The organism is Streptomyces roseus (genome assembly GCF_001044425.1).
Classification (GTDB): Bacteria; Actinomycetota; Actinomycetes; order Streptomycetales; family Streptomycetaceae; genus Streptomyces; species Streptomyces roseus.
The window spans coordinates 40,961-67,156 of record NZ_LFML01000012.1 but is presented as its reverse complement, the minus strand read 5'-3'; the positions used below and the strand labels follow the sequence as shown (position 1 = coordinate 67,156).

The 26,196-nt window shown below is 72.4% G+C and carries 25 protein-coding genes; 6 read left to right on the top strand and 19 right to left on the bottom strand.

Features of this window, described 5'->3' with window-relative positions; genetic code table 11:
- Positions 1 to 4: 4 nt before the first annotated feature.
- Positions 5 to 1,579 (bottom strand): ABC transporter permease, encoded by a 1,575-nt coding sequence (locus ACS04_RS03125; RefSeq protein WP_048474901.1) that lies wholly within the window; start codon positions 1,577 to 1,579, stop codon positions 5 to 7.
- Complete coding sequence (locus ACS04_RS03120) at positions 1,576 to 2,508, bottom strand: ABC transporter ATP-binding protein (RefSeq protein WP_048474900.1); 933 nt, start codon at positions 2,506 to 2,508, stop codon at positions 1,576 to 1,578. Before ACS04_RS03120 ends, ACS04_RS03125 begins: the two co-directional genes overlap by 4 nt.
- 75 nt (positions 2,509 to 2,583) lie before the next feature.
- On the opposite strand from ACS04_RS03120, the gene ACS04_RS03115 reads away from it, so the two are divergent.
- Positions 2,584 to 3,090: a GbsR/MarR family transcriptional regulator gene (locus ACS04_RS03115; RefSeq protein WP_048474915.1), complete on the top strand. Its 507-nt coding sequence runs from the start codon at positions 2,584 to 2,586 to the stop codon at positions 3,088 to 3,090.
- A gap of 136 nt (positions 3,091 to 3,226) precedes the next feature.
- Here ACS04_RS03115 and ACS04_RS03110 read toward each other — a convergent pair whose 3' ends face one another.
- Complete coding sequence (locus ACS04_RS03110; protein ID WP_048474914.1) at positions 3,227 to 4,036, bottom strand: diacylglycerol kinase catalytic domain-containing protein; 810 nt, start codon at positions 4,034 to 4,036, stop codon at positions 3,227 to 3,229.
- Between the two features lie 184 nt (positions 4,037 to 4,220).
- Here ACS04_RS03110 and ACS04_RS03105 point away from each other — a divergent pair, with 184 nt between their 5' ends.
- On the top strand, positions 4,221 to 5,504 hold the full coding sequence (locus ACS04_RS03105; protein WP_030152855.1) for an adenylosuccinate synthase: 1,284 nt from the start codon (positions 4,221 to 4,223) through the stop codon (positions 5,502 to 5,504).
- A 97-nt stretch (positions 5,505 to 5,601) separates the two neighbouring features.
- Here ACS04_RS03105 and ACS04_RS03100 read toward each other — a convergent pair whose 3' ends face one another.
- The 11 genes from ACS04_RS03100 to ACS04_RS03050 all read right to left on the bottom strand — a co-directional run bounded on the left by ACS04_RS03100 (position 5,602) and on the right by ACS04_RS03050 (position 16,058).
- Entirely contained in the window at positions 5,602 to 6,486 is an 885-nt protein-coding gene (locus ACS04_RS03100; protein ID WP_048474899.1) for an alpha/beta hydrolase family protein, read from the bottom strand.
- Positions 6,487 to 6,652: 166 nt separating this feature from the next.
- Complete coding sequence (kynU, locus tag ACS04_RS03095) at positions 6,653 to 7,864, bottom strand: kynureninase (protein ID WP_048474898.1); 1,212 nt, start codon at positions 7,862 to 7,864, stop codon at positions 6,653 to 6,655.
- Positions 7,857 to 8,702 (bottom strand): tryptophan 2,3-dioxygenase family protein, encoded by an 846-nt coding sequence (locus ACS04_RS03090; protein WP_048474897.1) that lies wholly within the window; start codon positions 8,700 to 8,702, stop codon positions 7,857 to 7,859. Before ACS04_RS03090 ends, kynU begins: the two co-directional genes overlap by 8 nt.
- A 198-nt stretch (positions 8,703 to 8,900) precedes the next feature.
- A complete protein-coding gene (locus tag ACS04_RS03085) occupies positions 8,901 to 9,314 on the bottom strand; it encodes a DUF3151 domain-containing protein (protein ID WP_030152874.1) in 414 nt (137 codons plus the stop codon).
- Between the two features lie 100 nt (positions 9,315 to 9,414).
- The gene (gene fbaA / locus ACS04_RS03080) at positions 9,415 to 10,437 is read right to left on the bottom strand and encodes a class II fructose-bisphosphate aldolase (protein ID WP_048474896.1); all 1,023 of its coding nucleotides are present in this window, start codon (positions 10,435 to 10,437) and stop codon (positions 9,415 to 9,417) included.
- A 287-nt stretch (positions 10,438 to 10,724) separates the two neighbouring features.
- Positions 10,725 to 11,288, bottom strand: coding sequence for an orotate phosphoribosyltransferase (gene pyrE, locus ACS04_RS03075; protein WP_048474895.1), 564 nt, complete (start codon positions 11,286 to 11,288; stop codon positions 10,725 to 10,727).
- 31 nt (positions 11,289 to 11,319) lie between these two features.
- Positions 11,320 to 12,105: an aldose epimerase family protein gene (locus ACS04_RS03070; RefSeq protein ID WP_048474894.1), complete on the bottom strand. Its 786-nt coding sequence runs from the start codon at positions 12,103 to 12,105 to the stop codon at positions 11,320 to 11,322.
- 21 nt (positions 12,106 to 12,126) lie between these two features.
- Positions 12,127 to 13,026, bottom strand: a complete 900-nt coding sequence (locus ACS04_RS03065) for an SRPBCC family protein (RefSeq protein ID WP_048474893.1) — start codon at positions 13,024 to 13,026, stop codon at positions 12,127 to 12,129.
- A 181-nt stretch (positions 13,027 to 13,207) separates the two neighbouring features.
- Positions 13,208 to 14,848: a polyamine aminopropyltransferase gene (locus ACS04_RS03060; protein WP_048474892.1), complete on the bottom strand. Its 1,641-nt coding sequence runs from the start codon at positions 14,846 to 14,848 to the stop codon at positions 13,208 to 13,210.
- A 140-nt stretch (positions 14,849 to 14,988) separates the two neighbouring features.
- Positions 14,989 to 15,531 (bottom strand): DUF2617 family protein, encoded by a 543-nt coding sequence (locus ACS04_RS03055; RefSeq protein ID WP_048474891.1) that lies wholly within the window; start codon positions 15,529 to 15,531, stop codon positions 14,989 to 14,991.
- A 257-nt stretch (positions 15,532 to 15,788) separates the two neighbouring features.
- Positions 15,789 to 16,058 (bottom strand): hypothetical protein, encoded by a 270-nt coding sequence (locus ACS04_RS03050; protein WP_078864385.1) that lies wholly within the window; start codon positions 16,056 to 16,058, stop codon positions 15,789 to 15,791.
- A gap of 127 nt (positions 16,059 to 16,185) precedes the next feature.
- Between ACS04_RS03050 and ACS04_RS03045 the strand changes: the two genes are divergently transcribed.
- Together ACS04_RS03045 and ACS04_RS03040 are read left to right on the top strand one after the other, a co-directional pair.
- Positions 16,186 to 17,376: a pyridoxal phosphate-dependent aminotransferase gene (locus ACS04_RS03045; RefSeq protein ID WP_107438514.1), complete on the top strand. Its 1,191-nt coding sequence runs from the start codon at positions 16,186 to 16,188 to the stop codon at positions 17,374 to 17,376.
- A gap of 179 nt (positions 17,377 to 17,555) precedes the next feature.
- The gene (locus tag ACS04_RS03040; RefSeq protein WP_245236260.1) at positions 17,556 to 18,704 is read left to right on the top strand and encodes a hypothetical protein; all 1,149 of its coding nucleotides are present in this window, start codon (positions 17,556 to 17,558) and stop codon (positions 18,702 to 18,704) included.
- A 10-nt stretch (positions 18,705 to 18,714) separates the two neighbouring features.
- Here ACS04_RS03040 and ACS04_RS03035 read toward each other — a convergent pair whose 3' ends face one another.
- Together ACS04_RS03035 and clpB are read right to left on the bottom strand one after the other, a co-directional pair.
- On the bottom strand, positions 18,715 to 19,260 hold the full coding sequence (locus ACS04_RS03035) for a YbjN domain-containing protein (protein WP_048474888.1): 546 nt from the start codon (positions 19,258 to 19,260) through the stop codon (positions 18,715 to 18,717).
- Between the two features lie 126 nt (positions 19,261 to 19,386).
- Positions 19,387 to 21,987: an ATP-dependent chaperone ClpB gene (gene clpB / locus ACS04_RS03030; protein WP_048474887.1), complete on the bottom strand. Its 2,601-nt coding sequence runs from the start codon at positions 21,985 to 21,987 to the stop codon at positions 19,387 to 19,389.
- Between the two features lie 142 nt (positions 21,988 to 22,129).
- On the opposite strand from clpB, the gene ACS04_RS03025 reads away from it, so the two are divergent.
- Complete coding sequence (locus tag ACS04_RS03025) at positions 22,130 to 22,543, top strand: pyridoxamine 5'-phosphate oxidase family protein (RefSeq protein ID WP_048474886.1); 414 nt, start codon at positions 22,130 to 22,132, stop codon at positions 22,541 to 22,543.
- Positions 22,544 to 22,758: 215 nt separating this feature from the next.
- Here the strand turns inward: ACS04_RS03025 and ACS04_RS03020 are convergent, their stop codons facing one another.
- Entirely contained in the window at positions 22,759 to 23,073 is a 315-nt protein-coding gene (locus ACS04_RS03020) for a Rieske (2Fe-2S) protein (protein ID WP_048474885.1), read from the bottom strand.
- 326 nt (positions 23,074 to 23,399) lie between these two features.
- On the opposite strand from ACS04_RS03020, the gene ACS04_RS03010 reads away from it, so the two are divergent.
- Positions 23,400 to 24,413: a helix-turn-helix transcriptional regulator gene (locus ACS04_RS03010; protein WP_078864384.1), complete on the top strand. Its 1,014-nt coding sequence runs from the start codon at positions 23,400 to 23,402 to the stop codon at positions 24,411 to 24,413.
- Between the two features lie 105 nt (positions 24,414 to 24,518).
- On the opposite strand, the gene ACS04_RS03005 is transcribed toward ACS04_RS03010, so the two are convergent.
- Complete coding sequence (locus ACS04_RS03005) at positions 24,519 to 24,974, bottom strand: heat shock protein transcriptional repressor HspR (protein WP_048474883.1); 456 nt, start codon at positions 24,972 to 24,974, stop codon at positions 24,519 to 24,521.
- Positions 24,975 to 24,976: 2 nt separating this feature from the next.
- Positions 24,977 to 26,161 carry a molecular chaperone DnaJ gene (dnaJ, locus tag ACS04_RS03000; RefSeq protein ID WP_048474882.1) on the bottom strand — a complete coding sequence of 395 codons (1,185 nt, stop codon included), beginning with the start codon at positions 26,159 to 26,161 and terminating at the stop codon, positions 24,977 to 24,979.
- Between the last annotated feature and the right edge of the window lie 35 nt (positions 26,162 to 26,196).

The following is a 26,196-nucleotide window of genomic DNA, read 5'->3' as shown; positions in this document are numbered from 1 at the left end:
AGTGCTACGCGGTCAGGTCCCGGCGGCGCAGCGCGGCCAGGCCGGCCGCCAGCAGGGCCGCCGCCAGCGCGGTCAGCGCCAGCAGCGGGGCCCAGGTCAGGGCCTCGGCGCCCGGCAGCTTGGGCAGGTGGGCGAAGGGCGAGAGGTTCAAGACGGCCTGCGGCAGGTTCAGCGCCGGGCCGATCCACCCCAGCGTCAGCGCGCCCCCGGCCACCGCCCAGGCGGCCACCGCGTACCGCGGGGCGGCTCCGTACAGGAGGGCGGCGAGGGCTCCGATCACCCAGACCGCCGGGAGCTGGGCGAGCGTCGCGCCCACCGCCGCCCCCACGCCCTCGCCATGTCCGATCCCCAGGCCGAGCCCGGCCAGCAGCAGGATCAGCGCCGAGCCGCCGAACGCCACCGCCAGATGGCCCGCCGCCCAGCGCAGCCGGCCGACCGCGTGTCCGAGCAGCGGCTCGGCCCGCTGCCCCGACTCCTCGCCGCTCAGGCGCAGCACCGCCGAGACGACGTACAGGGCTGCGATCATGCCGAGCATCCCGGCCATCGTCGCGAGGAAGGCGTCCGCGATCCCGCTCTGCCCGCCCATCCGTTCGATGATCTCGCGGGTCCGCTCGTTGTCACCGACCAGCTGCGTGGCCCCGTCCGTCATCCCGCCGAAGACCACCCCGGCCGCCAGGAACGCCAGGCTCCACCCGATCAGGCTTCCCCGCTGGAGCCGCCAGGCCAGCGCCCCCGCGCCCGTGAGGCGGCCCTGCGCCGGGCCCGGCCGGGCCGGCAGGAAGCTCATGCCGACGTCACGGCGGCCGGCCAGCGCGTACGCCGCCGCCGCCTGCACCGCCACGGCGGCCGCGAACAGCGCGAACACCCACCACCGTTCGCCCGCGAAGGCCCGTACGTGCTCCAGCCAGCCCAGCGGCGACGCCCAGGTCAGCGCGCTCGAACCCCCGGCGCTCACGGCGTCCCCGGCGGCGCGCAGCACGAAGGCCGCGCCGAGCAGTGCGCCCGTGAGCCCCTTCGCGAGCCGGGCGCTCTCGGTGAGCTGCGCCGCGATGGCGGCCAGGGCCGCGAAGAGCATTCCGGTGGCGCCGATGCCGAGTCCGAGGGCCGCCGCACCGGCCCCACCCCGTCCGGCGAGCCCGGCCGTCACCAGGAGCGCGACCGCCCCGTTGGCCGCCAGGGCCGCGAGCAGGGCGGCTGTCAGCGGGGCCCGGCGGCCCACCATCGCGGCGCAGAGCATCTCCTGACGACCCGTCTCCTCTTCCTCGCGGGTGTGCCGGACCACGATGACCAGGCTCATGATCCCGGCGAGCACCCCGGCGAAGATCCCGCCGCGCCAGGCGGTCAGGGCGCCGATGGAATCGCCGAGGGCGGGCCCGTACAGGGCGCGCAGCGAGCCGTTGGTGTTCATCGTCGTGAGCAGCCGGGCCCGCTCGGCGGCCGTCCCGTACACCGACTCCAGCGAGGCGGGCAGGCTGAGTACCAGCATCGCCACGCCCATGATCCAGACCGGTGCCATCACCCGGTCGCGGCGCAGCGCGAGGCGGAGCAGCGTTCCGGTGCCGGCCAGCTGGTTCCTCATCGCGACACGCCCGCCTTCGCGTCACCGGCGACGCCGCCCCCGTCGGCCTCGTCCGCGTAGTGCCGCAGGAAGAGCTCCTCCAGCGTGGGCGGTGACGAGGTCAGCGACCGGACCCCGGAGTCGGCGAGCGCGCGCAGTACGGCGTCCAGCTTGTCCGTGTCGGCCTGGAGACGGACCTCCAGCCCGTGCACCTCCACGCCGTGCACGCCCGGCAGGTGCGCGAGGCCGTTCGGCGGGCCGGCGAGTTCGGCGCTGATCGAGGTGCGCGTCAGGTGGCGCAGGTCGGCCAGCGTGCCCGTCTCCACCGTGCGGCCCTTGCGGATGATGCTGACCCGGTCGCAGAGGGTCTCGACCTCGCTCAGGATGTGCGAGCTCAGCAGTACGGTCCGCCCGGCGGCGCGCGCCTCGGCGACGCAGCCCTGGAAGACCCCCTCCATCAGCGGGTCCAGCCCGGAAGTGGGCTCGTCGAGGATGAGCAGCTCGGCGTCGGAGGAGAAGGCGGCGACGAGCGCGACCTTCTGCCGGTTGCCCTTGGAGTACGTACGCCCCTTCTTGGTGGGGTCCAGCTCGAACCGCTCGATCAGCTCGGCGCGCCGGGCCCGGTCCAGACCGCCGCGCAGCCGTCCGTAGAGGTCGATGACCTCGCCGCCGGAGAGGTTGCGCCACAGGGTGACGTCGCCCGGGACGTAGGCGATGCGGCGGTGCAGTTCCACGGCTTCGGCCCAGGGGTCGCCGCCGAGCAGCTCGGCCGTTCCGGAGTCGGCGCGCAGCAGGCCCAGCAGGACGCGGATGGTGGTGGACTTGCCGGAGCCGTTGGGGCCGAGGAAGCCGTGGACCTCGCCGGTGGCGACCGAGAGGTCGAGACCGTCCAGTGCGCGGGTCCGGCCGAACGCCTTGTGGAGTCCGGCCACGCTGATCGCCTTCGTCATGATTCCGAACGTACGCTATTTTCACAAACTTGTGAAGCTCAGAAAACGTATAAAGTCGGGAAGGTGGCGGACGACATGAACACCCAGGTACCGGGCGTACGGAGCGACGACGAGGCCGCGGTCTCCCGCTTCGTGGAGCGGTTCGCCGCGCAGCTGACCGAAGCGGGAATGCAGCGGATGGCCGCGCGGGTCTTCGCGCAGCTCCTCGCGAGCGACAGCGGGTCGATGACCTCGGCGGAGCTGAGCGAGGCGCTGCGGATCAGCCCCGCCGCCGTGTCGGGGGCGGTGGCGTACCTGACGCAGGTGACCATGGTCAGCCGGGAGCGGGAGCCGGGCTCCCGGCGGGACCGGTACGTCCTGCACAACGAGCTCTGGTACGAGACGTTCACCCGCCGGGACCAGGTGCTGGCCCTCTTCGAGAAGACCCTCCGCGACGGCGCGGCCGGCGTCGGCACGGACACCCCGGCGGGCGCGCGCATGGCGGAGACGGCGGCGTTCTTCGAGTTCCTGCAGGGCGAGATGCACGCCATGATGGACCGCTGGCGGGCCCACCGGGCCACGCTGGACCTCCCGAACCCGTAGCCCGCGGCCCGCCCGCACCGCCGCGCAGGCGGAACCGCCGCCACCCCCTCGGCGCCGCCGGCCGCCGCCCCCTCGGCGCCGCCGGCCGCCACCCCCTCGGCGCCGCCGGCCGCCACCCCCTCGGCGCCGCCGGCCGCTACCCCCTCGGCACCGTCAGCGACCACGCCCCCGGCCGGAGCGTCCACGTACGGCGCCGGACCGGGCCCGCCACCAGGGCGTCCGCCCGGTAGCGGAAGTCCGGGCCCGACACCGTCACCGAGGCCGCCCTCACCCGCAGCGAGGAACCGTCGGCCAGCCGGAGCGTCACCTCGGCCGTCCCGCCGGAGGCCGGCACCGGCACCACCCGCAGGTCCTCCACCGCCCGGTCCACGTCCACCAGCAGCTGCCCGTCCGCCTCCACGCGCAGCCGGTGCCCCACCCGGGCCACCGAGGGGACCAGGGTCCGCACCAGCGAGCGGTACGCGCTCCACACCGACGGCCCCGGCGCCCTCGCCGCCGCCCTGACGGGGGGAATCCGCAGGTCCCCGAGGACCACCCCGTCACTGTCGTCCACCAGCAGGTCCCGCGGGCGGACGGCGCCGTCGAGAACCGACCGGGCCGCCGCGACCGCCGACAGCGGGACACCGAGGGAGCGCGCCAGTCCGAGCGACCCCACCTGCCCCACCGGAATCAGCGAAACGGCCCCGTCCCCGAGCCCGCGCTCCCGGTACAGCAGTCCCACGGCCCGGACCAGCGCCCGGTCGTCACCCACGATCACCGGCTGCCGATGGCCCCGGCGGGCGAGGGCCCGCGCAAATTCCTCCTGCGAGTCCGGGAGGCAGATTTTCGCCGCCGCTCCCGCCGACAGAACATCCTTCGCGATCCGCACGGACTCGCCGTCAAGACGGCGGGCGACCGGGTCGACGAGCACGAGAAGGCCGCCTACCGGCGCGCCCGCATGGCTCATGGTGGGCTCTGGAGCCGACACCTCGGTCCTTCCTCGGGTAGCATCTTTGTGCAAGAGGCCCTTGCGCTATTGCGCCAGGGCCTTCGTCTATTCCGGGGTACCGGTCCGACGGCTCAGCCTGCGGTGTACATCGTCGTACGCCCCCTGACCTTGGACATGCCCCATCCGGAAGAGGTGTACGCCTGTGCCCGCTCTTGTGCTGCTCGGAGCTCAGTGGGGTGACGAGGGCAAGGGAAAGGCCACCGACCTGCTCGGTGGTTCCGTTGATTATGTGGTGCGCTACCAGGGCGGCAACAACGCCGGCCACACGGTCGTCGTAGGCGACCAGAAGTACGCGCTGCACCTTCTCCCTTCCGGCATCCTCTCCCCCGGATGCACCCCGGTCATCGGCAACGGCGTCGTCGTCGACCCGGCCGTCCTGCTCTCCGAGCTGCGCGGCCTGAACGAGCGCGGCATCGACACCTCCAAGCTGCTCATCAGCGGCAACGCGCACCTGATCACGCCGTACAACGTCACCCTCGACAAGGTCGGCGAGCGTTTCCTCGGCAAGCGCAAGATCGGTACGACCGGCCGCGGCATCGGTCCGACGTACGCGGACAAGATCAACCGCATCGGCATCCGCGTCCAGGACCTGTACGACGAGTCGATCCTCACCCAGAAGGTCGAAGCGGCGCTGGAGGGCAAGAACCAGCTCCTCGCCAAGCTCTACAACCGCCGCGCCATCGAGGCCGCCGCGATCGTGGAGGAGATGCTCCAGTACGCGGAGCAGATCAAGCCGTACGTCGCCGACACCACCCTGATCCTCAACAACGCGCTGGACGAGGACAAGGTCGTGCTGTTCGAGGGCGGCCAGGGCACCCTGCTCGACGTCGACCACGGCACGTACCCCTTCGTCACCTCCTCGAACCCGACCGCCGGCGGCGCATGCACCGGCACCGGCGTCGGCCCGACGAAGATCAGCCGCGTCATCGGCATCCTGAAGGCGTACACGACCCGCGTCGGCGCCGGCCCGTTCCCGACCGAGCTGTTCGACCAGGACGGCGAGGACCTGCGCCGCATCGGCGGCGAGCGCGGCGTGACCACCGGCCGCGACCGCCGCTGCGGCTGGTTCGACGCGCCGATCGCCCGCTACGCCACCCGCGTGAACGGTCTGACGGACTTCTTCCTCACCAAGCTGGACGTGCTGACCGGCTGGGAGCAGATCCCGGTCTGCGTCGCGTACGAGATCGACGGCAAGCGCGTCGAGGAGCTCCCGTACTCGCAGACGGACTTCCACCACGCGAAGCCGATCTACGAAAACCTGCCCGGCTGGTCCGAGGACATCACCAAGGCCAAGACGTTCTCGGACCTCCCGAAGAACGCCCAGGCGTACGTGAAGGCCCTGGAGGAGATGTCGGGCGCCCCGATCTCCGCGATCGGCGTCGGCCCCGGCCGCACCGAGACGATCGAGATCAACTCGTTCCTCTAGGAGCCCGCGGGTGAAGAAGGGGCGGTGCGCCGTATGGCGCACCGCCTCCGCCAGTGTCGTCCTCGTGCCGCGCGGGCCGTGCGCGCTGTCGCTCGCGCTACCAGGCGAGTTGTGAGATCTCCTCGGCCACCACCGCGCAGGCGTCGGCCGCCGGGTCGATGAGCGGGAAGTGACCGACCCCGTCCAGCAGGGTCAGGCCCACGGTCTCCCCGGCCTTGGCCGCCGCGGCCACGTACGACTCCGCCACCGACGCCGGGACCACGATGTCCTCCCGGCCGTGGACCACGGCCGTCGCGATCCCGGTCGGCACCAGCGCCGCGGGGTCCGCGAACGGCAGGCGCTCCGCCCACTGGTCCGCCCCGCCCAGCAGCTGCGCGGACGCGCCCCCGCACACGCCCAGCTCCTCAGCGGCCGCGAAGTCCGCGATGGGGGCCAGCGCGACGACGCCGCGGAACATCGGCGGCGCGGACAGCCGCCAGGCCGCCGGGGCGCCGGGCGGCAGGACGTGCCGGGCCGAGGCCCACAGCGCGAGGTGGCCGCCCGCGGAATGGCCGGTGACGACCGTACGGCGCGGGTCGGCCTGCGGGAGGTGGGCCGCGGCCAGCCTCGGGAGGGCGTCCATGGCGGCGGCGACGTCGTCGAACGTCTCGGGCCAGCGCCCGGCCACGTGGCCCTGGGCGTTCTGGTGCGGCAGGGAACTGCCGCGCCGGTACTCCACGTTGGCGACGGCGAAACCCCGGCGGGCCAGGAAGTCCGCGAGAGGGGTGACGTGGTGGCGGTCGTACGGGGCGCGCCAGGCGCCGCCGTGCAGGAGCGCGACCAGCGGGGCGGCGCCCGCGGCGGCCTCCCCGCGCGGGGCGTAGAAGTCGATCACCTGCTCGGGATGGTCCCCGTACGCTCCGGTCGCGTCCGGGGCGACCGGCGGATGGGCGAAGGCCGAGGCGGCCTCGGCGGCGTCCCGTTCGACTGCGGGGTCCGTCATCGGCTCAACCTCTCGGTAACGCGTGGGACTGGTGTTCCGGCAGAGCGGGACCGTATCAGGCCGGAACAGGGGCGTCGTCGGGGTGTGGGGGGCGGTGGCCCGGATGTGCCGCGGCGGACGGAGCCGAAGCCCCGCCCGCCCGTTGCCGTGACGTTTCGCCCCTACATCACCCGAAAATGTGACCCAGTGTCCGGGCCGCACGCTCCGCGTCGGCGAATCCGACGTAGAGCGGAGTGAAACCGAAGCGCAGGACGTCGGGTGCGCGGAAGTCCCCGATCACACCGCGGGAGATGAGGTCGTCCATGACCGCGCGGGCGTTCTCGGTGCGCAGCGAGACCTGGCTGCCGCGCCGCTCGTGCTCGGCCGGGGTGACCGACTCGACCCTGCCGGCCGGGACGTACGCGGCCACGCACTCCAGGAAGAAGTCGGTCAGGGCGAGGGACTTGGCCCGTACGGCCTCCACCGAGACCCCGTCCCAGGCGTCGAGCGCCGCTTCCAGGGCCAGCATGGACAGGATGTCCGGGGTGCCGACCCGGCCGCGGACCGCGCCGGCCGCCGGAGTGTAGTCCGGGGTCATCGCGAAGGGCTTCGCGTGACCGTTCCAGCCGGGGAGCGGGGAGTCGAAGGCCCCCTGGTGGCGCGCGGCGATGTAGAGGTACGCCGGGGAGCCGGGGCCGCCGTTCAGGTACTTGTACGTGCAGCCGACCGCGAGGTCGACGCCGTGCTCGTCGAGGCCGACGGGCAGGGCGCCGGCCGAGTGGCACAGGTCCCAGACGGTGACGGCCCCGGCGGCGCGGGCCGCCGCGGTGAGGGCCGCGAGGTCGTGGAGGCGACCGCTGCGGTAGTCGACGTGGTTGAGGAGGACGACGGCGGTGTCCTCGTCCATCGCCCCGGCCGCGTCGGAGGGGTCGACCGGTGTCACGGTCAGGCCGGTCATCCGGGCGGCCGACTCGGCGATGTAGCCGTCGGTGGGGAAGGTGGCGGCGTCGACCAGCATCCGCGTGCGGCCCGGCCGGGCCAGGCGGGCGGCGCCCACCAGGGCCTTGAACAGGTTGACGCTGGTGGAGTCGCCGACCACCGTCTGGCCGGGGGCGGCGCCGATGAGCGGGGAGATCTTGTCGCCGATCCGCTCGGGGGCGGTCCACCAGGTGCCGGCCGACCAGGACTGGATGAGCTCCGTGCCCCACTCGTGCGTGATGACCTGGGCGATGCGGGCCGCGACCCCGGTCGCCAGCGCCCCGAGCGAGTTGCCGTCCAGGTAGACGACCCCGTCGGGGAGGGTGAAGCGGTCGCGGAGCTTGCCGAGCTCGTCGGCGGTGTCGAGGGCAGCGGCGCGTGCCGCGAGGTCCGCCGGGGCCTTCCCGTTCGCGTCAGACATGGCTGCGGGCCGTCCAGAGCTCCGGGAACACGTTCTTCGTGGCGCGCTTCTCCAGCCAGGCCACGCCGGCCGAGCCGCCCGTGCCCGTCTTGGCACCCATCGCGCGGCGGGTGGCGACCAGATGGTCGTTGCGCCAGCGCCAGACGAGCTCCGCGACGTCCGTGAGGACCTCGCCGAGGCGGTGCAGGTCGTGATGGGCGTCGGGGTCCGCGTACAGGGCGGTCCAGACGGCCTCCACCTCGGCGGAGGGCTCGTACCGCTGGGAGAGGTCGCGGTCCAGGACCTCCTGCGGGACGGCCAGGCCGCGGCGGGACAGCAGGCGCAGCACCTCGTCGTACAGGCTCGGCTCCTGGAGGGCCTTCTCCAACTCCGCGTGGACGCGCGGGGCGCCGCGGTGCGGGACGAGCATCGAGGCGGACTTCTCGCCGAGCAGGAACTCCATGCGGCGGTACATCGCCGACTGGAAGCCCGAGCCCTCGCCGAGGGCGGCGCGGTAGGCGTTGAACTGGCCGGGGGTGAGCTGGGCGAGCGGGCGCCAGGAGGCGTTGAGGGCCTCCAGTTCGCGCAGGGAGCGCTTCAGCGCGTCCATCGCGACGGGGACGGTGTCCTCGCGGAGGGCCTTCGCGGCCGTCTCCCACTCGTGGACGATGACCGTGAACCACAGCTCCATGACCTGGGTCGTCACCAGGAAGACCATCTCGCCCGGGTCGTCCGACCGCAGGTGCTGGAGGTGGGTGAGGACGTCCGCCTGGACGTAGTCCTCGTACGGGGTGGTGCCGGCGAAGTCGAGGTTCGGGGCGTCCGAACCGGCTCCGGAGGCATCAAGGGTGTTCGACATCGCTGTCTCCTCGACACGTGCTTCCGGGTAGCGGTCCGCCCCTTCCGATGGGTGAGTGGAGCCCCGGTCCCCTGCTCGCATCATAGGACCGGTTGCACGAATCCCTCTATTGGGGTGTGACCGGCGTCACAGGTGTTTTTCGGACAGTAGGGCATGCCGGGGCCCCGCGCGCGCGGGGCCCCGGCGTCCGGATGCACCTCAGGCGCCGAGCACGTCCGCCGCCGTCTCGGAGGAGTCGCGCAGGAAGGTCGAGCAGCGCTCGTACTCCTCCTTCTCGTCGATCGCCCCGGCCGCGCGGGAGAGGGCGTACAGGGCGCGCAGGAAGCCGCGGTTCGGCTCGTGCTCCCACGGCACCGGGCCGTGGCCCTTCCAGCCGGCGCGGCGCAGCGCGTCGAGCCCGCGGTGGTAGCCCGTGCGGGCGTAGGCGTACGACTCGACGGTGCGGCCGGCGGCGAACGCCTCGTCGGCGAGGACCGCCCAGGCGAGGGAGGAGGTCGGGTGCGCGGCGGCCACCTCGACGGCGGGGGTGCCCGCGGCGATCGCCTCGCGGCCCGGCTCGTCGGGGAGGTGGGTGGGGGCGGGGCCCCCGAGCAGGTTCTGGTGAATGGACATGCCCCAAGTCTGGGGTATCGGGCCCCTGCTGCGGCAAAGGGCCCGGCCCCCGTCTCGTGACGGCGGACCGGGCCCTTCGGTCGTACGGGTGTGGCGGGTGCTACTTCAGCTTCGTGCCCGTCGAGCGCAGGTTCGCGCACGCCTCGGTGACGCGCTGGGCCATGCTCGCCTCGGCGAGCTTGCCCCAGGTGCGCGGGTCGTAGGCGGACTTCTTGCCGACCTCGCCGTCGACCTTCAGGACGCCGTCGTAGTTGCGGAACATGTGGTCCGCGACCGGGCGGGTGAAGGCGTACTGGGTGTCGGTGTCGAGGTTCATCTTCACGACGCCGTTCTCCAGCGCGGTGGCGATCTCCTGCTCGGAGGAGCCGGAGCCGCCGTGGAAGACGAAGTCGAACGGGTTGGTCTTGCCGAACTTCTCGCCGACGCCCTGCTGGAGGTCCTTCAGCAGCTCGGGACGCAGGACGACGTTGCCCGGCTTGTAAACGCCGTGCACGTTGCCGAAGGAGGCGGCCAGCAGGTAGCGGCCCTTCTCGCCCAGGCCCAGGGCCTCGGCGGTGCGGATCGCGTCGTCGACGGTGGTGTACAGCTCGTCGTTGATCTCGTGGGTGACGCCGTCCTCCTCGCCGCCGGTCGGGGTGATCTCGACCTCAAGGATGATCTTCGCGGCGGCGGCCTTGGCGAGCAGCTCCTGGGCGATGGCCAGGTTGTCGGCCAGGGTCTCGGCGGAGCCGTCCCACATGTGCGACTGGAAGAGCGGGTTCAGGCCACGTGCCACGCGCTCGGCGGAGATGTCGAGGAGCGGGCGGACGTAGCCGTCCAGCTTGTCCTTGGGGCAGTGGTCCGTGTGCAGCGCGACGGTGACGTCGTACTTCACCGCGACGATGTGCGCGAACTCGGCCAGGGCGACGGCGCCGGTGACCATGTCCTTCTTGTACTGGCCACCCAGGAACTCCGCACCACCGGTGGAGATCTGGATGATGCCGTCGCTCTCGGCCTCCGCGAAGCCGCGCAGTGCAGCGTGCAGGGTCTGGGTCGAGGTCACGTTGATCGCCGGGTAGGCAAACTTGCCTGCCTTCGCCCGGTCGAGCATCTCGTTGTAGACCTCGGGGGTTGCGATGGGCATCTGTCCGCTCCTTGGATGTGCGGGGAGTGTGCGATTGCTGGCCCTGACCTGGGGGCGACGTAACCGTCGGGCTCATCTTTCCAGACTCCGCGCGGCACTCCACCCGTGCCGGGTGGACCGTTTCACGTGAAACACTCCGCGCGGCCGGGAAAGGGCAGGTCAGGACCTGTGACCGGAGCACCGGGGACCTGAGTCACCAGTTCTCCGGAGGCCAGCATGCGAGACCGGACAAGATCGAATCCGACCGGGCCGGACCGGCCCGGTCGCACGACCGCCCGAGTCCGCGCTCAGGCCAGGTCGAGATCGGCGAGCCGGTAGCCGGTCAGGTACGGCAGGCCCGCCTCGGCGATGGCGTCCGCGGCGCCGCGGTCGACGATCGTGGCGACGGCGACGACCTCGCCGCCGGCCTCGCGAACGGCCTCCACGGCGGTCAGCGGGGAGCCGCCGGTGGTGGAGGTGTCCTCGACCACCAGGCAGCGCTTGCCCTTCACATCGGTGCCCTCGATCCGGCGCTGCATGCCGTGGGCCTTCTGCGCCTTGCGGACGACGAACGCGTCGAGGCGCTCACCGCGCGCGGCGGACGCGTGGAGCATCGAGGTCGCGACCGGGTCGGCGCCCAGGGTCAGACCGCCGACGCAGTCGAACTCCAGGTCGGCGGTGAGGTCGAGCATGACCTGACCGACCATGGGGGCGGCCTCGCCGTCCAGGGTGATGCGGCGGAGGTCGATGTAGTAGTCCGCCTCCTTGCCGGAGGAGAGGGTCACCTTGCCGTGCACGACGGCCTTGTCCTTGATCTGCTGCAGAAGCGCATCGCGTGTGCCCTGCGGCATCACTTCATTGACGTCAGTCATGACCCCGAGCTTAGGGGGTGTCCGGTGTGCCTCAGCCGAGCCGCCGCCAGGTCCACGTCGTGGAGATCTCCAGCGGGTCGACCGGTGTGACCAGGCGCGGGAGGCTGTTCAGACCGTTCGGCGGACCCGACTGCGGCTCCACACAGACGGCTTCGGGCTGCTCGTCGTAGATCACCACCCACTCCTCGCGGCTGCGGACCTTGAGCTCCAGGGCCCCGGGCCAGGTGAGGGTGACGTCCACGCCGTTCGGCATGCCGAAGCAGTCGTCCCAGGGGCCTGGCTTGGGGGCGACGCGGTGCCCGGTGGGGATGTGGTCGGCGTCCCGCTCCTCCTGCCACTCGGCCTCGAAATCGAGCCGCACGTCCTCGCCGCCGCCCAGGTTGCGGTTGAACCACGGGTGCCAGCCGGCCTGGGCCGGGAACGAGTCGCCGTAGGTCTCGACACCCATGGAGAGCGTCAGGCTCTCGGCCGTCAGCTCCACGGTCTGCGTGACCCGGCCGGCCCAGGGCCACGGGTCGGCGAGGTCGAAGACGAACGCCGCATCGGTGTCGCCGTGGCGGACCTTGCGCCACGGGTGGTCGCGGCCGAAGCCGTGCATGGCGTGCGGCGGGTGGTTGAGCGGCAGCTGGTGGAGGACGCCGCCGTCCCTGAACCGCCCTTCCGCGGTCCGCCCGCACCACGGGACCATGGGGAACGAGCCGAAGTGCGCCCCTTGGCGCAGCAGCTCCGTGCCGTCGATGCGCAGGCTGCTGATCCGGCAGCCGTTTTCCTGGTCGACGGTCACCTCTGCGCCGCCCACGGTCAGTTGGGTACTCATGCACCCGACTCTAACTACGGGTCAGCGACGGCGGCGCAGGGCTCGGCCGACGACGACCGCCGAGGCCAGCGCGAGGGCGGCGGCCGGGGCGATCCAGCGCAGGTTCGCGCCGGCGCCGGAGGAGGCGGGGGCCGGCACCGGGGCGTAGCGGCCGCGCGGGGGCGCGTGGTCGACCTCCTCGGCGCTGCGGCCGATCATGGTGCGGCGGGCGTGGGCGGCCTCGGCGGGGGGCTGCGCGGCGGCGGCGAACTCGTCGACGTCCCCGATGTCGTCGATCTCCCCGATCCGATCGAGCTCCGGGAGCCCCTCGAAGTCCCCGTCCATGAAGGGCTCCAGGGACGGGGGCGGCACCTCGGTGTCGAAGACGGAGGCCGTGACCTCATCGGTGACACCGTCGTCTTCCCCGTCCGGGCCGCCGCCCCCGGCCGCCCCGGCCTCCTCGGCCTCTTCCGCCTGGGCGATGACATCGGTCACCGGCTCCTCCGCCCCGGCGGCGGCCAGCGCCGCGAGCTGCTCTGCGGCCCGGTCCAGGAGCCGGCGGACGGCGGTGGCGGTGGCCTCCGGAGGGAAGCCGGCGGCCCGCCCATCGGCGGTGCCCTCGGCGGTGAACTCCAGCCGCGTCCCGTCCTCGGCCGGGGCCAGCAGCAGCCCGAGGAGCAGCTTGACGGCGCCGCTGCCGCGGATCTCCGAGCCCTCCCCGGCCACCGTGAAGCGGTCCGGGTCCCGCTCGGTGACGTTCAGGGCGCCGCGGTAGGTGACGGTGTGCCCGCCGACGCGGAGTTTGAGGCGGCCCGACACGGGCCCGGACGCCGCGTCCGCGTCCTGCTGGAGCCCGGGGACGCAGCGGGCCACCAGGGCGGGGTCGCGCAGCACGGCGCGTAGGTCGTCTGCCGGTACCGGAACGAACACCTGATGCTCCATGTGGTCGAGCCTACCGAGGGGAGGCCCCTGCGTACCCGGTCCCGCGCTCACGAATGGCCGGTGCTTGCGAATCTCCGGGGCTCCCCGCCCCCCGGGGCTCGTCGATTCCGTGGCGCGTCGATCCCCGTGGCTCGAGGGTCCCCGTGGCTCTCGGTCTCCGGGGCTCCTCGGTCTCCGGGGCTCACGAATACCTCGGATGCGGCAGCGTCGACGGCGGCAGACCCGCCACCCGGGTCCGCTCCGCGTCGCGCGCGGCGTCGTGCAGGGACTGCGTGGACAGCGAGCGCGGCCACGGCGCGTCCTGGTCCACACGCAGCTCGGGGGCCCGCTCCCGGCCGGCCAGGACGAAGCCCCAGTCCTGCGGCGGCGCGTCGGAGCTGCCGGGCGTGCGGTCGGGGCCGGCGGCGAAGCCGGAGAGGCGACCGCCCGCGCTGTAGGGCGCGGTGCGCAGACCGGCCGCGCGCAGGGTGGCTTCGACCGTCCAGTACGTGCGCGGGCGGGTGACGAGCGGTCCCGCGTGGACGGCGAGGCGCCCGCCGGGCCGCAGGGCCCGCGCGGCGAGCCCGTAGAACTCCTGCGAGTACAGCTTCGTGCTGGGGGTGATGCCCGGGTCGGGCAGGTCGGAGACGATGACGTCGTACCGCTCCCGGGCGGCCTGCCCCCGCAGCCAGTGGAACGCGTCCTGCGTGACGACCCCGAGCCGCGGATCCTCGTACGCCCGGCCGTTGAGCGCGGACAGCATCGGGTCGGTGCGGGCGAGCCGGACCACGCCCGGGTCGAGCTCGACGACGGTCACCGAGGTGACGTCCCGGTAGCGCAGCACCTCGCGGGCGGCGAGCCCGTCGCCCCCGCCGAGGACCAGGACCCGGGCGTGCGGGCCGGTCATCGCGGGGAGCACGAGGGCCTCGTGGTAGCGGTACTCGTCATAGCCGCTGACCCGCAGCCTGCCGTCCAGGAACAGGTCGAGGGAGCGCGGCGAGCCGGTGGCGGGGCCGGTCAGGACGAGCTCCTGCACGCCGGTCTGCCGGGCGACGCGGACCTCGCCGCCGTAGACGGCGCGGCGGGCCACCCGTTCGAAGTCGTCGGCGAGGACGGTCGCGCAGGCGAGGAGGGCGAGCACCGTGAGGTGCGCGGTGATCAGCAGCCAGCGGGAGCGGCGGCTCAGATCGCGCCGGAACAGCCACAGGACCAGGCCCGCGCCGACGATCGCGTTGACGGTGCCGGTGAGCAAGGCGCCGGTGAGCTGGCCCAGCAGCGGCAGCAGCAGGAAGGGAAAGGCCAGGCCACCGACGAGGGCGCCCACGTAGTCGGCGGCGAACAGGTCGGCGACCGCTCCGCCCGCGTCCTGTCTGCGGATGCGCTGGATGAGGACCATCAGCAGCGGGATCTCGGCGCCGATGAGGACCCCGATCGCGAAGGAGAAGGCCACGAGCGCGGGCCTCGACTCGCCGAGCCAGGCGAAGGTGGCGTACAGGGCCATCGCGGAGAGCCCGCCCAGCAGGGCGAGGGCCGCCTCGATGGCGGCGAACCCGAAGGCGGGCCGTCTGCGCAGCCGTTTGGCCAGCAGGGAGCCCACGCCCATCGCGAAGACCATGACGGACAGCACGACGGACGCCTGCGTGACGGAGTCGCCGATGAGGTAGGAGCCCAGGGCGAGCAGCTCCAGCTCGTACACGAGGCCGCAGGCGGCGCAGACGAACACGGTGGCCAGGACGAGGAGCCGGCCGGTCCGGGGCCGTACGGGCAGGGCGGCCGGGAAGGTCGCCGCACCCCGCGGCTCCGGAGCCCGGAGCACCCGGCGCGGGACGGAACGGTCGATCATGCAGCGAACCGTACGTCACCACCCACTTACACCCCGTCACCCACACGGGTGCAAGTGGCGCGCGGTTCCATCCGGTTGGCGTAACGGTGTGGGGATGCTCGCGGCGCCCGCGCCCCGCAACGCCGGGGGCCGGCCCCGCACTACCGTGCGGCGGACTCCAACGCGCCGGCCGGTGCGCCGATGCGCACGCCGACCCTCGTACGAGTGGCCACCAACTGGCCTTCCTGCGGGTACGCGTGCCAGGTCCGCCAGCGCACCTGGCCCTCGTGGCGCTGGGCGAGCATGGCGGTGAACGCGTACGGGCTGCCGGGAAAGGTTCCGGCCAATCCGTTCGGGTGATCCGCGACCAGCGCGAGCAGCTCCTGGGCCCGTCCCGCGAAGGAGCCCTGCGACAGGTTCTCCACCCGCGCGGCGAACTCGTACTCCCAGTCGCCCATGCGCTTGGCCACCCCGAGCGGCAGCGGCGTACGGCTGCCGGGCATGCAGGCGACCGTCTCCGAACAGAGCACCCCGCCCTCCTCCAGGAGCACCTGGTGCGAGGCGCCCAGGAGGCGCAACTCCAACTTCGCGCCCGCCAGTTCGAGGTTCAGCACAGCCAGCGCGGGCAGCCGGTCCCGACCCAGGGCCCAGGCGAGATCGGCGGCACGCGTATCGGTGTAGGTGGTCTGGAGGGTCGTGAGCATGAGTCGGCTCCGCAAACGCGCGAGGGAGAGGGGCCGGGGCCCGCCAGCGGTAGTCAACGGGTGGGGGGACGCCGGCACGGGTCCACAGGAAGTCCAGGGAGGTCCGAGGACTGGTCTACTCAACCGAGGGAATCATGAAAGGCACGGCACTCACAGCGTTTTTACCCAACTTGGTTGGGTTTACATCCCCCCGGGGGCTACACAGTTCACGTGTTCAACCTCAGGCGTCACACGCGCCTGACGACCGCCGCCCCGGGTCAGCTGGAACCGCAGCCTCCGCCGCCGCACGAGGACGAGGATCCGCCGCAGGACGAGGAGGAACCGCAGGAGGAACCGCTGCCCCCGCACCCCCCGGAGGAGTCGCCCCCGCCTGCCCACCACGAGGAGCCGGAACCCGAACCGGAACCCGAACCGGACCCCCAGCCGGATCCCGAATCGGCACCGGTCCACGCGCGGACCACCTTGCGGACCAGGACCACGAACAGCACCACGACCAGCGCGGCGAAACCCCAACCGATGACAGACATGAGCCGAACCCCCGTTCATCGCCCGGTTCCCCGGGTGTGACGCCCGGTTCCCCGGGTGTGAGGGGGAGATGCCCTCGGGCCACCCGCGCCAAAGCACACTTGAGCAAGTCCAGAGGTTCCCCCCAGGATGGCGCCCATGAGCGCACGCGTGGGCGGCAGCCGCCCCCTCCTGAACCGCCGCCTGGCCCCCTTCGGCACGACGATCTTCGCGGAGATGTCCGCCCTGGCCACCCGCACCGGGTCGATCAACCTCGGCCAGGGCTTCCCCGACACGGACGGCCCCGCCGAGATCGCCGAAGCCGCCTCCCGCGCCGTTCTCGCGGGCCTGGGCAACCAGTACCCCCCGGGCCCGGGCGTCCCGGAGCTGCGCACCGCCATCGCCGGGCACCAGCAGCGGTTCTACGGGCTCCCGTACGACCCGGACACGGAGGTCCTCGTCACCGCGGGCGCGACGGAGGCCATCGCCGCCACCCTCCTCGCCCTGCTCGAACCGGGCGACGAGGTCATCGCCCTGGAGCCGTACTACGACTCGTACGCGGCCTGCATCGCGATGGCCGGCGCCACCCGCGTCCCGGTCACCCTGCGCCCGCACGCCGGCGCGTTCACCCTCGACCTCGACGAGCTGCGCGCCGCGGTCACCCCGCGCACGCGCCTCCTCCTGCTGAACACCCCGCACAACCCGACGGGCACGGTCCTGACCCGGGCCGAGCTGGCGGCCGTCGCGGAACTGGCGGTCGAGCGCGACCTGCTCGTCGTCACCGACGAGGTCTACGAACACCTCGTCTTCGAGGGCGCGCACCTCCCGCTGGCCTCCCTGCCCGGCATGCGCGAGCGCACGGTGACCATCTCCAGCAGCGGGAAGACGTTCTCGTTCACGGGCTGGAAGGTCGGCTGGATCACCGCCCCGCCCGAGCTCGTCTCGGCGGTCCGCTCCGCGAAGCAGTTCCTGACGTACGTCTCCTCGGGCCCCTTCCAGTACGCCGTCGCACAGGCCCTGCGGCTGCCCGACGGCTACTACGAGGGCTTCCGCGCCGACCTCGCGGCCAAGCGCGACATCCTCGCCGACGGCCTCGCGGCGGCCGGCTTCGAGGTCTTCCGCCCGCAGGGCACGTACTTCATCACCACGGACATCACCCCGCTCGGCGAGAAGGACGGGCTCGCCTTCTGCCGCGCCCTCCCCGAGCGCTGCGGGGTCGTCGCCATCCCGAACCAGGTCTTCTACGACGACCGGGCCGCGGGCGCCACCCAGGTCCGCTGGGCCTTCTGCAAGAAGACCGAGGTCCTCGAAGAGGCCGTCGCGCGGCTGCGCCGGCTCTGAGACCGGCACGCCCACCCGCCCGCGGCCGGGCCCCCGCGCCCGCGCACGGCCGCGAGTTCACCGGAGGTTCCGGGCGGATTCACACCCTCCGGCGCCCTGGGCGCCTTAGGGTGCCCGAGGCCCTCCTCGTGCGGACGGGCGTCGGATGTCCACGCGGCAGCGAGGGAGTGACGGGGTTCATGGCGGCGACGGGCAGTGTGTCGGTTTCCGTGCGGCCGCAGGCGCTCCGGACCGGCAGGGTGCCCGCCGCCCTCGTCGCGTTCGGCGTCTTCGCCGCCGTCCGGGCCGGCGGGGCGGTGGTGCTCGCCGCCGGGGCGTGGTGGGCCGGGCGGAGCCCCCTGCGGGTGCTCGGCTACTCCTGGGACTCCGTCTGGTACCTCGGCCTCGCCGTGCACGGCTACGGCCGCACGCAGATGTGGGCGGCGACCGGGCTCGTCCAGAGCGACTACGCCTTCTTCCCGCTGTACCCGCTGCTCGTGCGGATGGCCGGTGGCACCCCGTGGGCCGGGCTGCTGGTGGCGTGGACCGCCGCCATGGTGGCCGCCGTCGGCGTGTACCGGGTAGGGGAGCTGGTGCTCGGGCGGCGCGCCGGGGTGCTGCTGGTGGCGCTGTGGGCCGCGACCCCGCACGCCGTGGTGCTGACCCTCGCCTACACCGAGCCGCTGCTGGCCGCGCTGGGGGCCTGGGCCCTGTACGCCGTACTGCGCCGGCGCTGGCTGTGGGCCGCGGGCCTGGCGATACTCGCCGGGCTGACCCGGCCGACCGGCATCGCCGTCGCCGCCGCCGTGTCAGCCGTCGCCCTGCACGCCCTGCTCGTGCGCAGGTCCCGCGCGCCCGAGGTGTGGGCGGCCGCGCTGCTGGCCCCGGCGGGCTGGGCCGCGTACGTCCTCGCCGTCGGGGTGCGCACCGGGGAGCCGGCCGGGTACTTCACCGTGCAGCGGCGCTGGGGCTCCCGCTTCGACTTCGGCACGTACACGACGGACAGCATCTGGCGGGTGCTGACCGGCGGCCACGTACCGGTCGCCACCGTCGTGACCGTGGCCGTCCTGGCCGCCGCCGGGCTCCTGGCGGTGCTCCTGCTGCTGGACCGGATGCCGGCGGCGCTGCTCGTGTACACCGCCGTCCTGCTGCTGATCACCTACGGCGGGGCCGGCTACTTCGAGTCGAAGCCGCGCTTCCTGGTGCCCGCGTTCCCGCTGCTGCTGCCGGTCGCGGCCGCGATGGCGCGAGCCCGGCCGCGCACCGCGGTCATGGTGACCGCGGGGCTGGCCGGGCTCTCGTACGGATACGGGCTGTACCTGTTGCTGGTCGCCCGCGTACCGCTGTGACCGGGGGCGACTAGTCGTCGTCGCCGTCCTTGTCGCCACCGTCGCCGTCGGTGGAGTCGATCTCCTTCTCCAGGCCGAGCTGCTCCACGAGCCACTTGTCGAACTCGATGGAGGCCCGGACCCAGCTGACCGTGGACGAGACGAAGTGCTCCAGGCTGACGCCGGTGCCGATCAGCATCTGCGCCTCGCCGATCAGGCGGACGGAGCCGTCGTCGTGCGTGTGGCTGTAGACCTTCGGCCACAGGGTGCGGCGGTTCCAGTCGTCGATCGACTCGAGGAGCGCGGGCTTGTCCTCGATCGCGTGCGGGCGGTCGTAGAAGGTCCGCACCGAGAAGACCTGCTGCTCCTCCTCGCCGCGGAACATGAAGTACGTCCGGAACTCTTCCCACGGCGCCGCGAGGTCACCCTCGTCGTCGACGACGTACTTGAGCTCCATCTGCTCCAGCAGCTGCTTGACCAGATCCTGGTCGGGGACGACGGGGCCCGCCGGTCCTGTGGCCTGCGGATCGGGCTGCTGCCCTCCGAAGTTCGGAATCGAGGCCGGGTCGATGCTCACCGTGATTTCCCTTCGTGCGGATGTTGTCATCCTCCCCCATGGCTCCCACCTCCTGTCCACCCCCGCACGTGCGATCCGCGCAGGGCGGACAGGAGTAAGCCGCCGATAAGGGTGCCCGGACCCCGGCTACAGGGCCTTGCCGACGATCAGGTCCTCGCCCGCCACGTCCACCCGGACGGTGTCGCCGTCGCGCACCTCGCCCGCGAGGATCTCCTTGGCCAGGCGGTCGCCGATCGCCGTCTGGATCAGGCGGCGCAGTGGCCGGGCGCCGTACGCCGGGTCGTTGCCCTTGTCCGCCAGCCAGGCCAGGGCCGCGGGGGTGACGTCCAGGGTCAGGCGGCGCTGCGCCAGACGCCTGGCGAGGCCGCCGATCTGGAGCTCGGCGATCCGCGCCAGCTCCGGCGCGCTCAGCGCGGAGAAGACCACCAGGTCGTCCAGGCGGTTGAGGAACTCCGGCTTGAAACTCGCCCGGACCACCTCCAGGACCCGGTCCTTCTTCTCCTGCGCCGACGCCGCCGGGTCCATCAGGAACTGGCTGCCCAGGTTCGAGGTGAGGATCAGGATCGTGTTGCGGAAGTCCACGGTGCGGCCCTGGCCGTCCGTGAGGCGTCCGTCGTCCAGGACCTGGAGCAGGATGTCGAAGACCTCGGGATGGGCCTTCTCGACCTCGTCCAGGAGCACCACGGAGTACGGGCGGCGGCGGACGGCCTCGGTCAGCTGGCCGCCCTCCTCGTAGCCCACGTAGCCGGGAGGGGCGCCGACCAGGCGGGCCACGGAGTGCTTCTCGCCGTACTCCGACATGTCGATGCGGACCATGGCCCGCTCGTCGTCGAAGAGGAAGTCCGCGAGAGCCTTGGCGAGCTCCGTCTTGCCCACGCCCGTCGGGCCCAGGAAGAGGAACGAGCCGGTGGGGCGGTCCGGGTCCGCGATCCCGGCCCGGGTGCGCCGTACGGCGTCCGAGACGGCCCGTACGGCCTCGCTCTGGCCGATCAGGCGGCGGCCCAGCTCGTCCTCCATGCGGAGCAGCTTCTGCGTCTCGCCTTCGAGGAGCCGGCCGGCCGGGATGCCGGTCCAGGCGCCCACCACGTCCGCGATGTCGTCGGGGCCGACCTCGTCCTTGACCATGGTGTTCTTGGCGGCGCCCGTCTTGGAGGCCTCTTCCTCCTCCTCGGTGGCCTCCGCCAGCTCGCGCTCCAGGGTCGGGATCTCCCCGTAGAGCAGCTTGGAGGCGGTGTCGAAGTCCCCGTCGCGCTGGGCGCGCTCCGCCTGCCCGCGCAGGTCGTCCAGACGCTCCTTGAGCTCACCGACGCGGTTGAGGGACTGCTTCTCCTTCTCCCAGCGGGCGGTCAGGCCGCGCAGGTCCTCCTCCTTGTCGGCGAGGTCCTTGCGGATCTTCTCCAGGCGCTCGATCGAGGCCGGGTCGGACTCGTTCCTCAGGGCCAGCTCCTCCATGCGCAGACGGTCGACCGAGCGCTGCAGCTCGTCGATCTCCAGCGGCGAGGAGTCGATCTCCATGCGCAGTCGGGACGCGGCCTCGTCGACGAGGTCGATGGCCTTGTCGGGCAGGAAGCGGGAGGTGATGTAGCGGTCGGAGAGGGTGGCCGCGGCCACCAGCGCGCTGTCGTTGATGACCACCTTGTGGTGGGCCTCGTAGCGGCCCTTGAGGCCGCGCAGGATCGCGATGGTGTCCTCGACGGACGGCTCGGCGACCAGCACCTGCTGGAAGCGCCGCTCCAGCGCCGGGTCCTTCTCGATGCGCTCGCGGTACTCGTCGAGCGTGGTCGCGCCGACCATGCGCAGCTCGCCGCGGGCCAGCATGGGCTTGAGCATGTTGCCCGCGTCCATCGCGGAGTCCCCGCCCGCGCCCGCGCCGACGACGGTGTGCAGCTCGTCGATGAAGGTGATGATCTGGCCGTCGCTGGACTTGATCTCCGCGAGGACCGTCTTCAGGCGCTCCTCGAACTCGCCGCGGTACTTGGCTCCCGCGACCATCGCGCCCAGGTCCAGGGAGACCAGCCGCTTGTTCTTCAGGGACTCGGGGACGTCGCCCTTGACGATGCGCTGCGCGAGTCCCTCGACGACGGCCGTCTTGCCGACGCCGGGCTCGCCGATCAGCACCGGGTTGTTCTTCGTACGGCGCGACAGGACCTGGACGACGCGCCGGATCTCCTGGTCGCGGCCGATGACCGGGTCGAGCTTGCCCTCGCGGGCCGCCGCCGTGAAGTCCGTGCCGAACTTTTCGAGGGCCTTGTACTGGCCCTCGGGGTCGGGGGTGGTCACCCGCCGTCCTCCTCGTGCGTTCTCGAAGGCCTCCAGCAGCTTCTTCGCCGTCGCGCCCTGGGTGGAAAGGACCTCACCGGCGGCGCCGCCCTTGGCGGCGATCGCGATGAGGAGGTGTTCGGTGGAGAGGTACTCGTCGCCGAGCTTGCCGGCCTCCCGGTCGGCCTCGGCGAGTACGGCGAGCAGCTCGCGGGTGGGCTGCGGGGGCGCGACCGTGGAGCCCGTGACGCTGGGCAGGGCGGCCAGCAGCCGCTCGGCGCCGTCGCGGACCGCCGCCTGGTCGGCCTCGGTGGCCGCGAGGAGGTCGGTGATGTTCTCGTTCTCCTCGCCGGCCAGCAGCGCCAGCAGCAGGTGCGCCGGGGTGAGGTCCGCGTGGCCGTCCTTCACGGCGCGGCTGGTGGCCGCGTTCAGGGCGTCCCGGCTCTTGTTGGTCAGCTCGGCATCCACGTGCGACTTCTCCTCTCAGACAGGTCGGACACAGGGGTGGTCCCGCTCTATGAGTATGGCAGCGTCCGCAAAGTTGAGTCTATTCCACTCAAGGGCAAAGCCGGCGCCCTCCTCCCTCCGTGCCCTCCCGTACCCTCAGGCCATGGCTCTTGACGTACTCAACCCGACGCCCGAGTACCTCGCCTTCTGGCGGGAGCGGCACGTCTGCACGCTGACCACCCCGCGCCCCGACGGGACCCCGCACGTGGTGCCGGTGGGCGTCACGTACGATCCGGAGGCCGGCCTGGCCCGGGTGATCAGCAACAAGAACAGCAAGAAGATCCGCAACGTGCTCGCGGCGCAGGGGTCGCCGACGGGGCCGGCCCGGGTCGCGGTGTGCCAGATGGCGGGGCGCCGCTGGGCCACCCTGGAGGGGCAGGCGGTGATCCGTACGGACGAGGCCTCGGTCGCCGAGGCGGTGGCGCGCTACGCGGAGCGGTACGGGCGGACGCCCTCGCCCAACCCGGACCGGGTCGTCCTGGAGATCACCGTGGACCGGGCGATGGGCCGGGCCTGAACGGGACGGCCCTCAAGGCGCGGGCTCGAACCGGGTAGGCCCGGGCTCGCACCGGCGAGGCCGGGCGCGAACCGGCGGAACGGTTCAGCTTTCACCTTTGTCCGGTTCAAGCACTGGACGCGGACATCACAACGGCGCCATCGTGGTCAGGTCCACGATGGCGCCGTTGTGTGGGGGAAGCACCTGGAGCGATCTGCAACGACGGGGGAATCGCTTCAGGCACTGCGGGGGGTGGCGGTGGTGATGTCGGGTTCGAAAAGCTGGTGGTCGCGCTGATCAAGGTTGACGAAGACCATTCCGTAGCGCACCTCGCAGCGGACGGGCTGCGTCGCGCCGCGGGGGCGGCGCAGGCATCGGTACGCCCGGACGTCCTCGTCCTCCTCGCGCGTGATGACGATGGGCTGTCCGAACAGGGTGACCATCAGCGAGTCGCCTATGTGGGGGATGGCGGTGGCGAGGTCGATGAACTGCCAGCCGGAGCGGTAGGCAGAGGCCATTTCGCGACGGAAACCGCGGTCGTCGGGGGTCATGCCGCGCTCTCCACGCCAAGGGCGCCGGCAACGGCGTCCGCGGGGGTCGAGCGCCACCCGCTGTCCAACGGTGCCGCGCGCCATCCGCTGTCCTCCAGCGGCGCCGCCTGGAGGCCTGCGGCACCCCCTTCAGCGCCCCCCAGGGTGAACCCGGCAAGTCCCAGACCGGCCACAGCCGAGAAGATGACGGTGGCAAGCGCCGAGCGAAGCATTCTCTTGTTCATGGTCGGCTTCGTCCTCACTTGATGAAATCCTCTCCCCCGCCTGTCAGACGATGGCTCATTCAGGCACGTCGCTGCCACAGGGACGATGCATCATGTTCTTGCATGTTCAGGACCCTGGGGGGTGGAGATTTGACCACAGACAGCACAAAAGAGACACATCCCCACTCGGTCACCGAGCTGTGCGGCGAGGGGGCACGGCTCTACACGAGCGCCCTGCGCACGGGACGTATCGCACGTGGGGACATCAAAACGGCGCCTTGCCTGCTCGATCTGGCGTTGTTGCAGCCAGATCCTGATGACGCAAATTCCCTCCGTCCGGTTCCACCGGCAGTGGCACTCGCACAGCGGCTGCATCCGATCGAACGCGAGATCCGCGACAGACGACGCGATTCGCTCGAACTGTCCGAAGCGTTCGAACCGTTTCTGGCCATCAGCGCGCAGAATCCGGCGAGCACCCACGCCATCACGGTCCTCGAAGGCTTCGACCCCATCAACGCCGCCCTCAACCTCGCCACGGCCGAGTGCCACACCGAGATGCTCACCATCCAGCCCGGCGGAGCCCGGCCCAGCCTGGAGCTCACCGAGGCCCTGGAGCGCGACCAGCCGCTGACCGACCGCGGTGTCCGGATCCGGACCCTCTACCAGCACACCGTCCGGCACAGCCGCGGCACGCTCGCGTACGTCGACCTCCTCAAGGCCGGCAAGGTGGAGGTCCGCACGCTGGAGGAGCTCTTCGAGCGCCTCATCATCTTCGACCGGACCGTCGCCTTCATCCCGGCCAGCGACGACCGCCAGGTCGCCCTGGAGCTGCGCCACCCGGGGCTGGTGGACTACCTCATCAAGGTGTTCGAGCAGCTCTGGCACCGCGCCGTGCCGCTCCAGGAGGAAGTGACGTACCAGCACACCCGCGGCGGGATCTCGGGCGTGCAGCGCACGATCGCGCAGCTCCTCATCGAGGGGCACGTGGACGAGGCCATCGCGCGCCGGCTGGGCATGAACGTACGGACCTGCCGCGCGCACATCGCGAAGCTGGCCAGCACCCTCGGCAGTGGCAGCAGGGCCCAGCTCGGCTTCCTCATCGCCCGCTCGGGGATCCTGGAGGACGAGGGGGCCTGACGGCGGGGCCTGACGGGACGCCTGAGGAGCACGGGCGGGCCCGGGGAACGGGCCGGCCCCGCCCGGAATCCCGGACGGGGCCTGTACGCGCGTGCGAGGGCGGCGTCAGTCGCCCTGGCGCCTCTGTGGGGCGGGACGCCACACGACCAGGGCGTTGCCCGCCACCGGCGGCTGGTACTTGACCAGATCCCGCCGGTACGAGGCGTGCACCTGGGCCTCGCGCTGCTGGAGCGTGGCCGCCGCGCCGTCCACCGCCGCCGAGAGCTCGGCCACGCGCTGCTGGAGCGCCGCGACCTGGTTCTCCAGCTCGATGATCCGCTTGATCCCGGCCAGGTTGATGCCCTCGTCCTGGGACAGCGTCTGCACCGTGCGGAGCAGTTCGATGTCGCGGGCCGAGTAGCGCCGGCCGCGGCCGGCCGTCCGGTCCGGGGAGACCAGGCCGAGCCGGTCGTACTGGCGCAGGGTCTGCGGGTGCAGGCCGGAGAGCTGGGCGGCCACCGAGATGACGTAGACAGGAGTGTCGTCGTTGAGCTGGTAGTGGCTCCTACGGCGGCCGTCCATGATCATGCTCCCTTCGCGGACTCGAACAGCACGGCGCGCGGGTCCTCCGACTCCGTCGCGTCGCGGTACATCTCCAGCGCCTCGCGGGCCTTGTCCGACAGCTCGGCCGGCACCGCGACCTCCACCGTCACCAGCAGGTCCCCGCGGGTGCCGTCCTTGCGGACCGCGCCCTTGCCGCGGGCCCGCATGGTGCGGCCGCTGGGGGTACCCGGCGGCAGCTTCAGCGTCACCGAGGGGCCGTTCAGGGTCGGGACCTTGATGTCGGCGCCCAGGGCGGCCTCGGCGATGGTCACCGGGACGGTGACCGTCAGGTTGTCGTCCTTGCGGCCGAACACCGGGTGGCTGCCCACGTGGACGACCACGTACAGGTCGCCGGCGGGGCCGCCGCGCTCGCCCGGAGCGCCCTTGCCGCGCAGCCGGATCCGCTGGTTGTCGGAGACGCCCGGCGGGATGCGGACCTGCATGGTGCGGGAGGACTTGGCCCGCCCGCTGCCCTTGCAGACGTCACAGGGGGTCTCCGCGATCAGGCCGCGGCCCTTGCAGTCGGCGCAGGGGTCGGTCAGCGAGAAGCCGCCGCCGCTGCCCCGGGAGACCTGGCCGGTGCCGACGCAGGTCGGGCACACGCGGGGCGTGCCGTTCTTGTCGCCGGTGCCCGAACAGGCCTTGCAGGGCGCCTGGGAGGACATCCGGAGCGGGACCGTGGCCCCGTCCACCGCCTCCGTGAAGGAGAGGGTGACCTCCGATTCGATGTCCTGGCCGCGGCGCGGCTGGACACGGGTGCCGGGGCCGGCGCCGCCGCGGTTGAACAGGCCGCCGAACACATCGCCCAGGCCGCCGCCGCCGAAGCCGCCGGCACCCGCGCCGCCGCCCTGCTGGCCGCCGAACAGGTCGCCGAGGTCGAAGTTGAACGAGCCGCCGCTCCCCCCGGGACCGGGGCGGAAGCCGCCGTTCCCGAACAGGGCGCGGGCCTCGTCGTACTCCTTGCGCTTCTTGGCGTCGCCGAGGATGTCGTTCGCCTCGGAGATCTCCTTGAAGCGCTCCTCGGCCGAGGCGTCGCCCTTGTTGGCGTCCGGGTGGAACTCGCGCGCGAGCTTCCGGTACGCCTTCTTGATCTCGGCCTCGGTGGCGTCCTTCGGGACACCGAGGACCTTGTAGTAGTCCTTCTCGACGAAGTCCTTCGTGCTCATCCCCGGTGTCCCTCCTCTCGTACCGCTACTGGTGC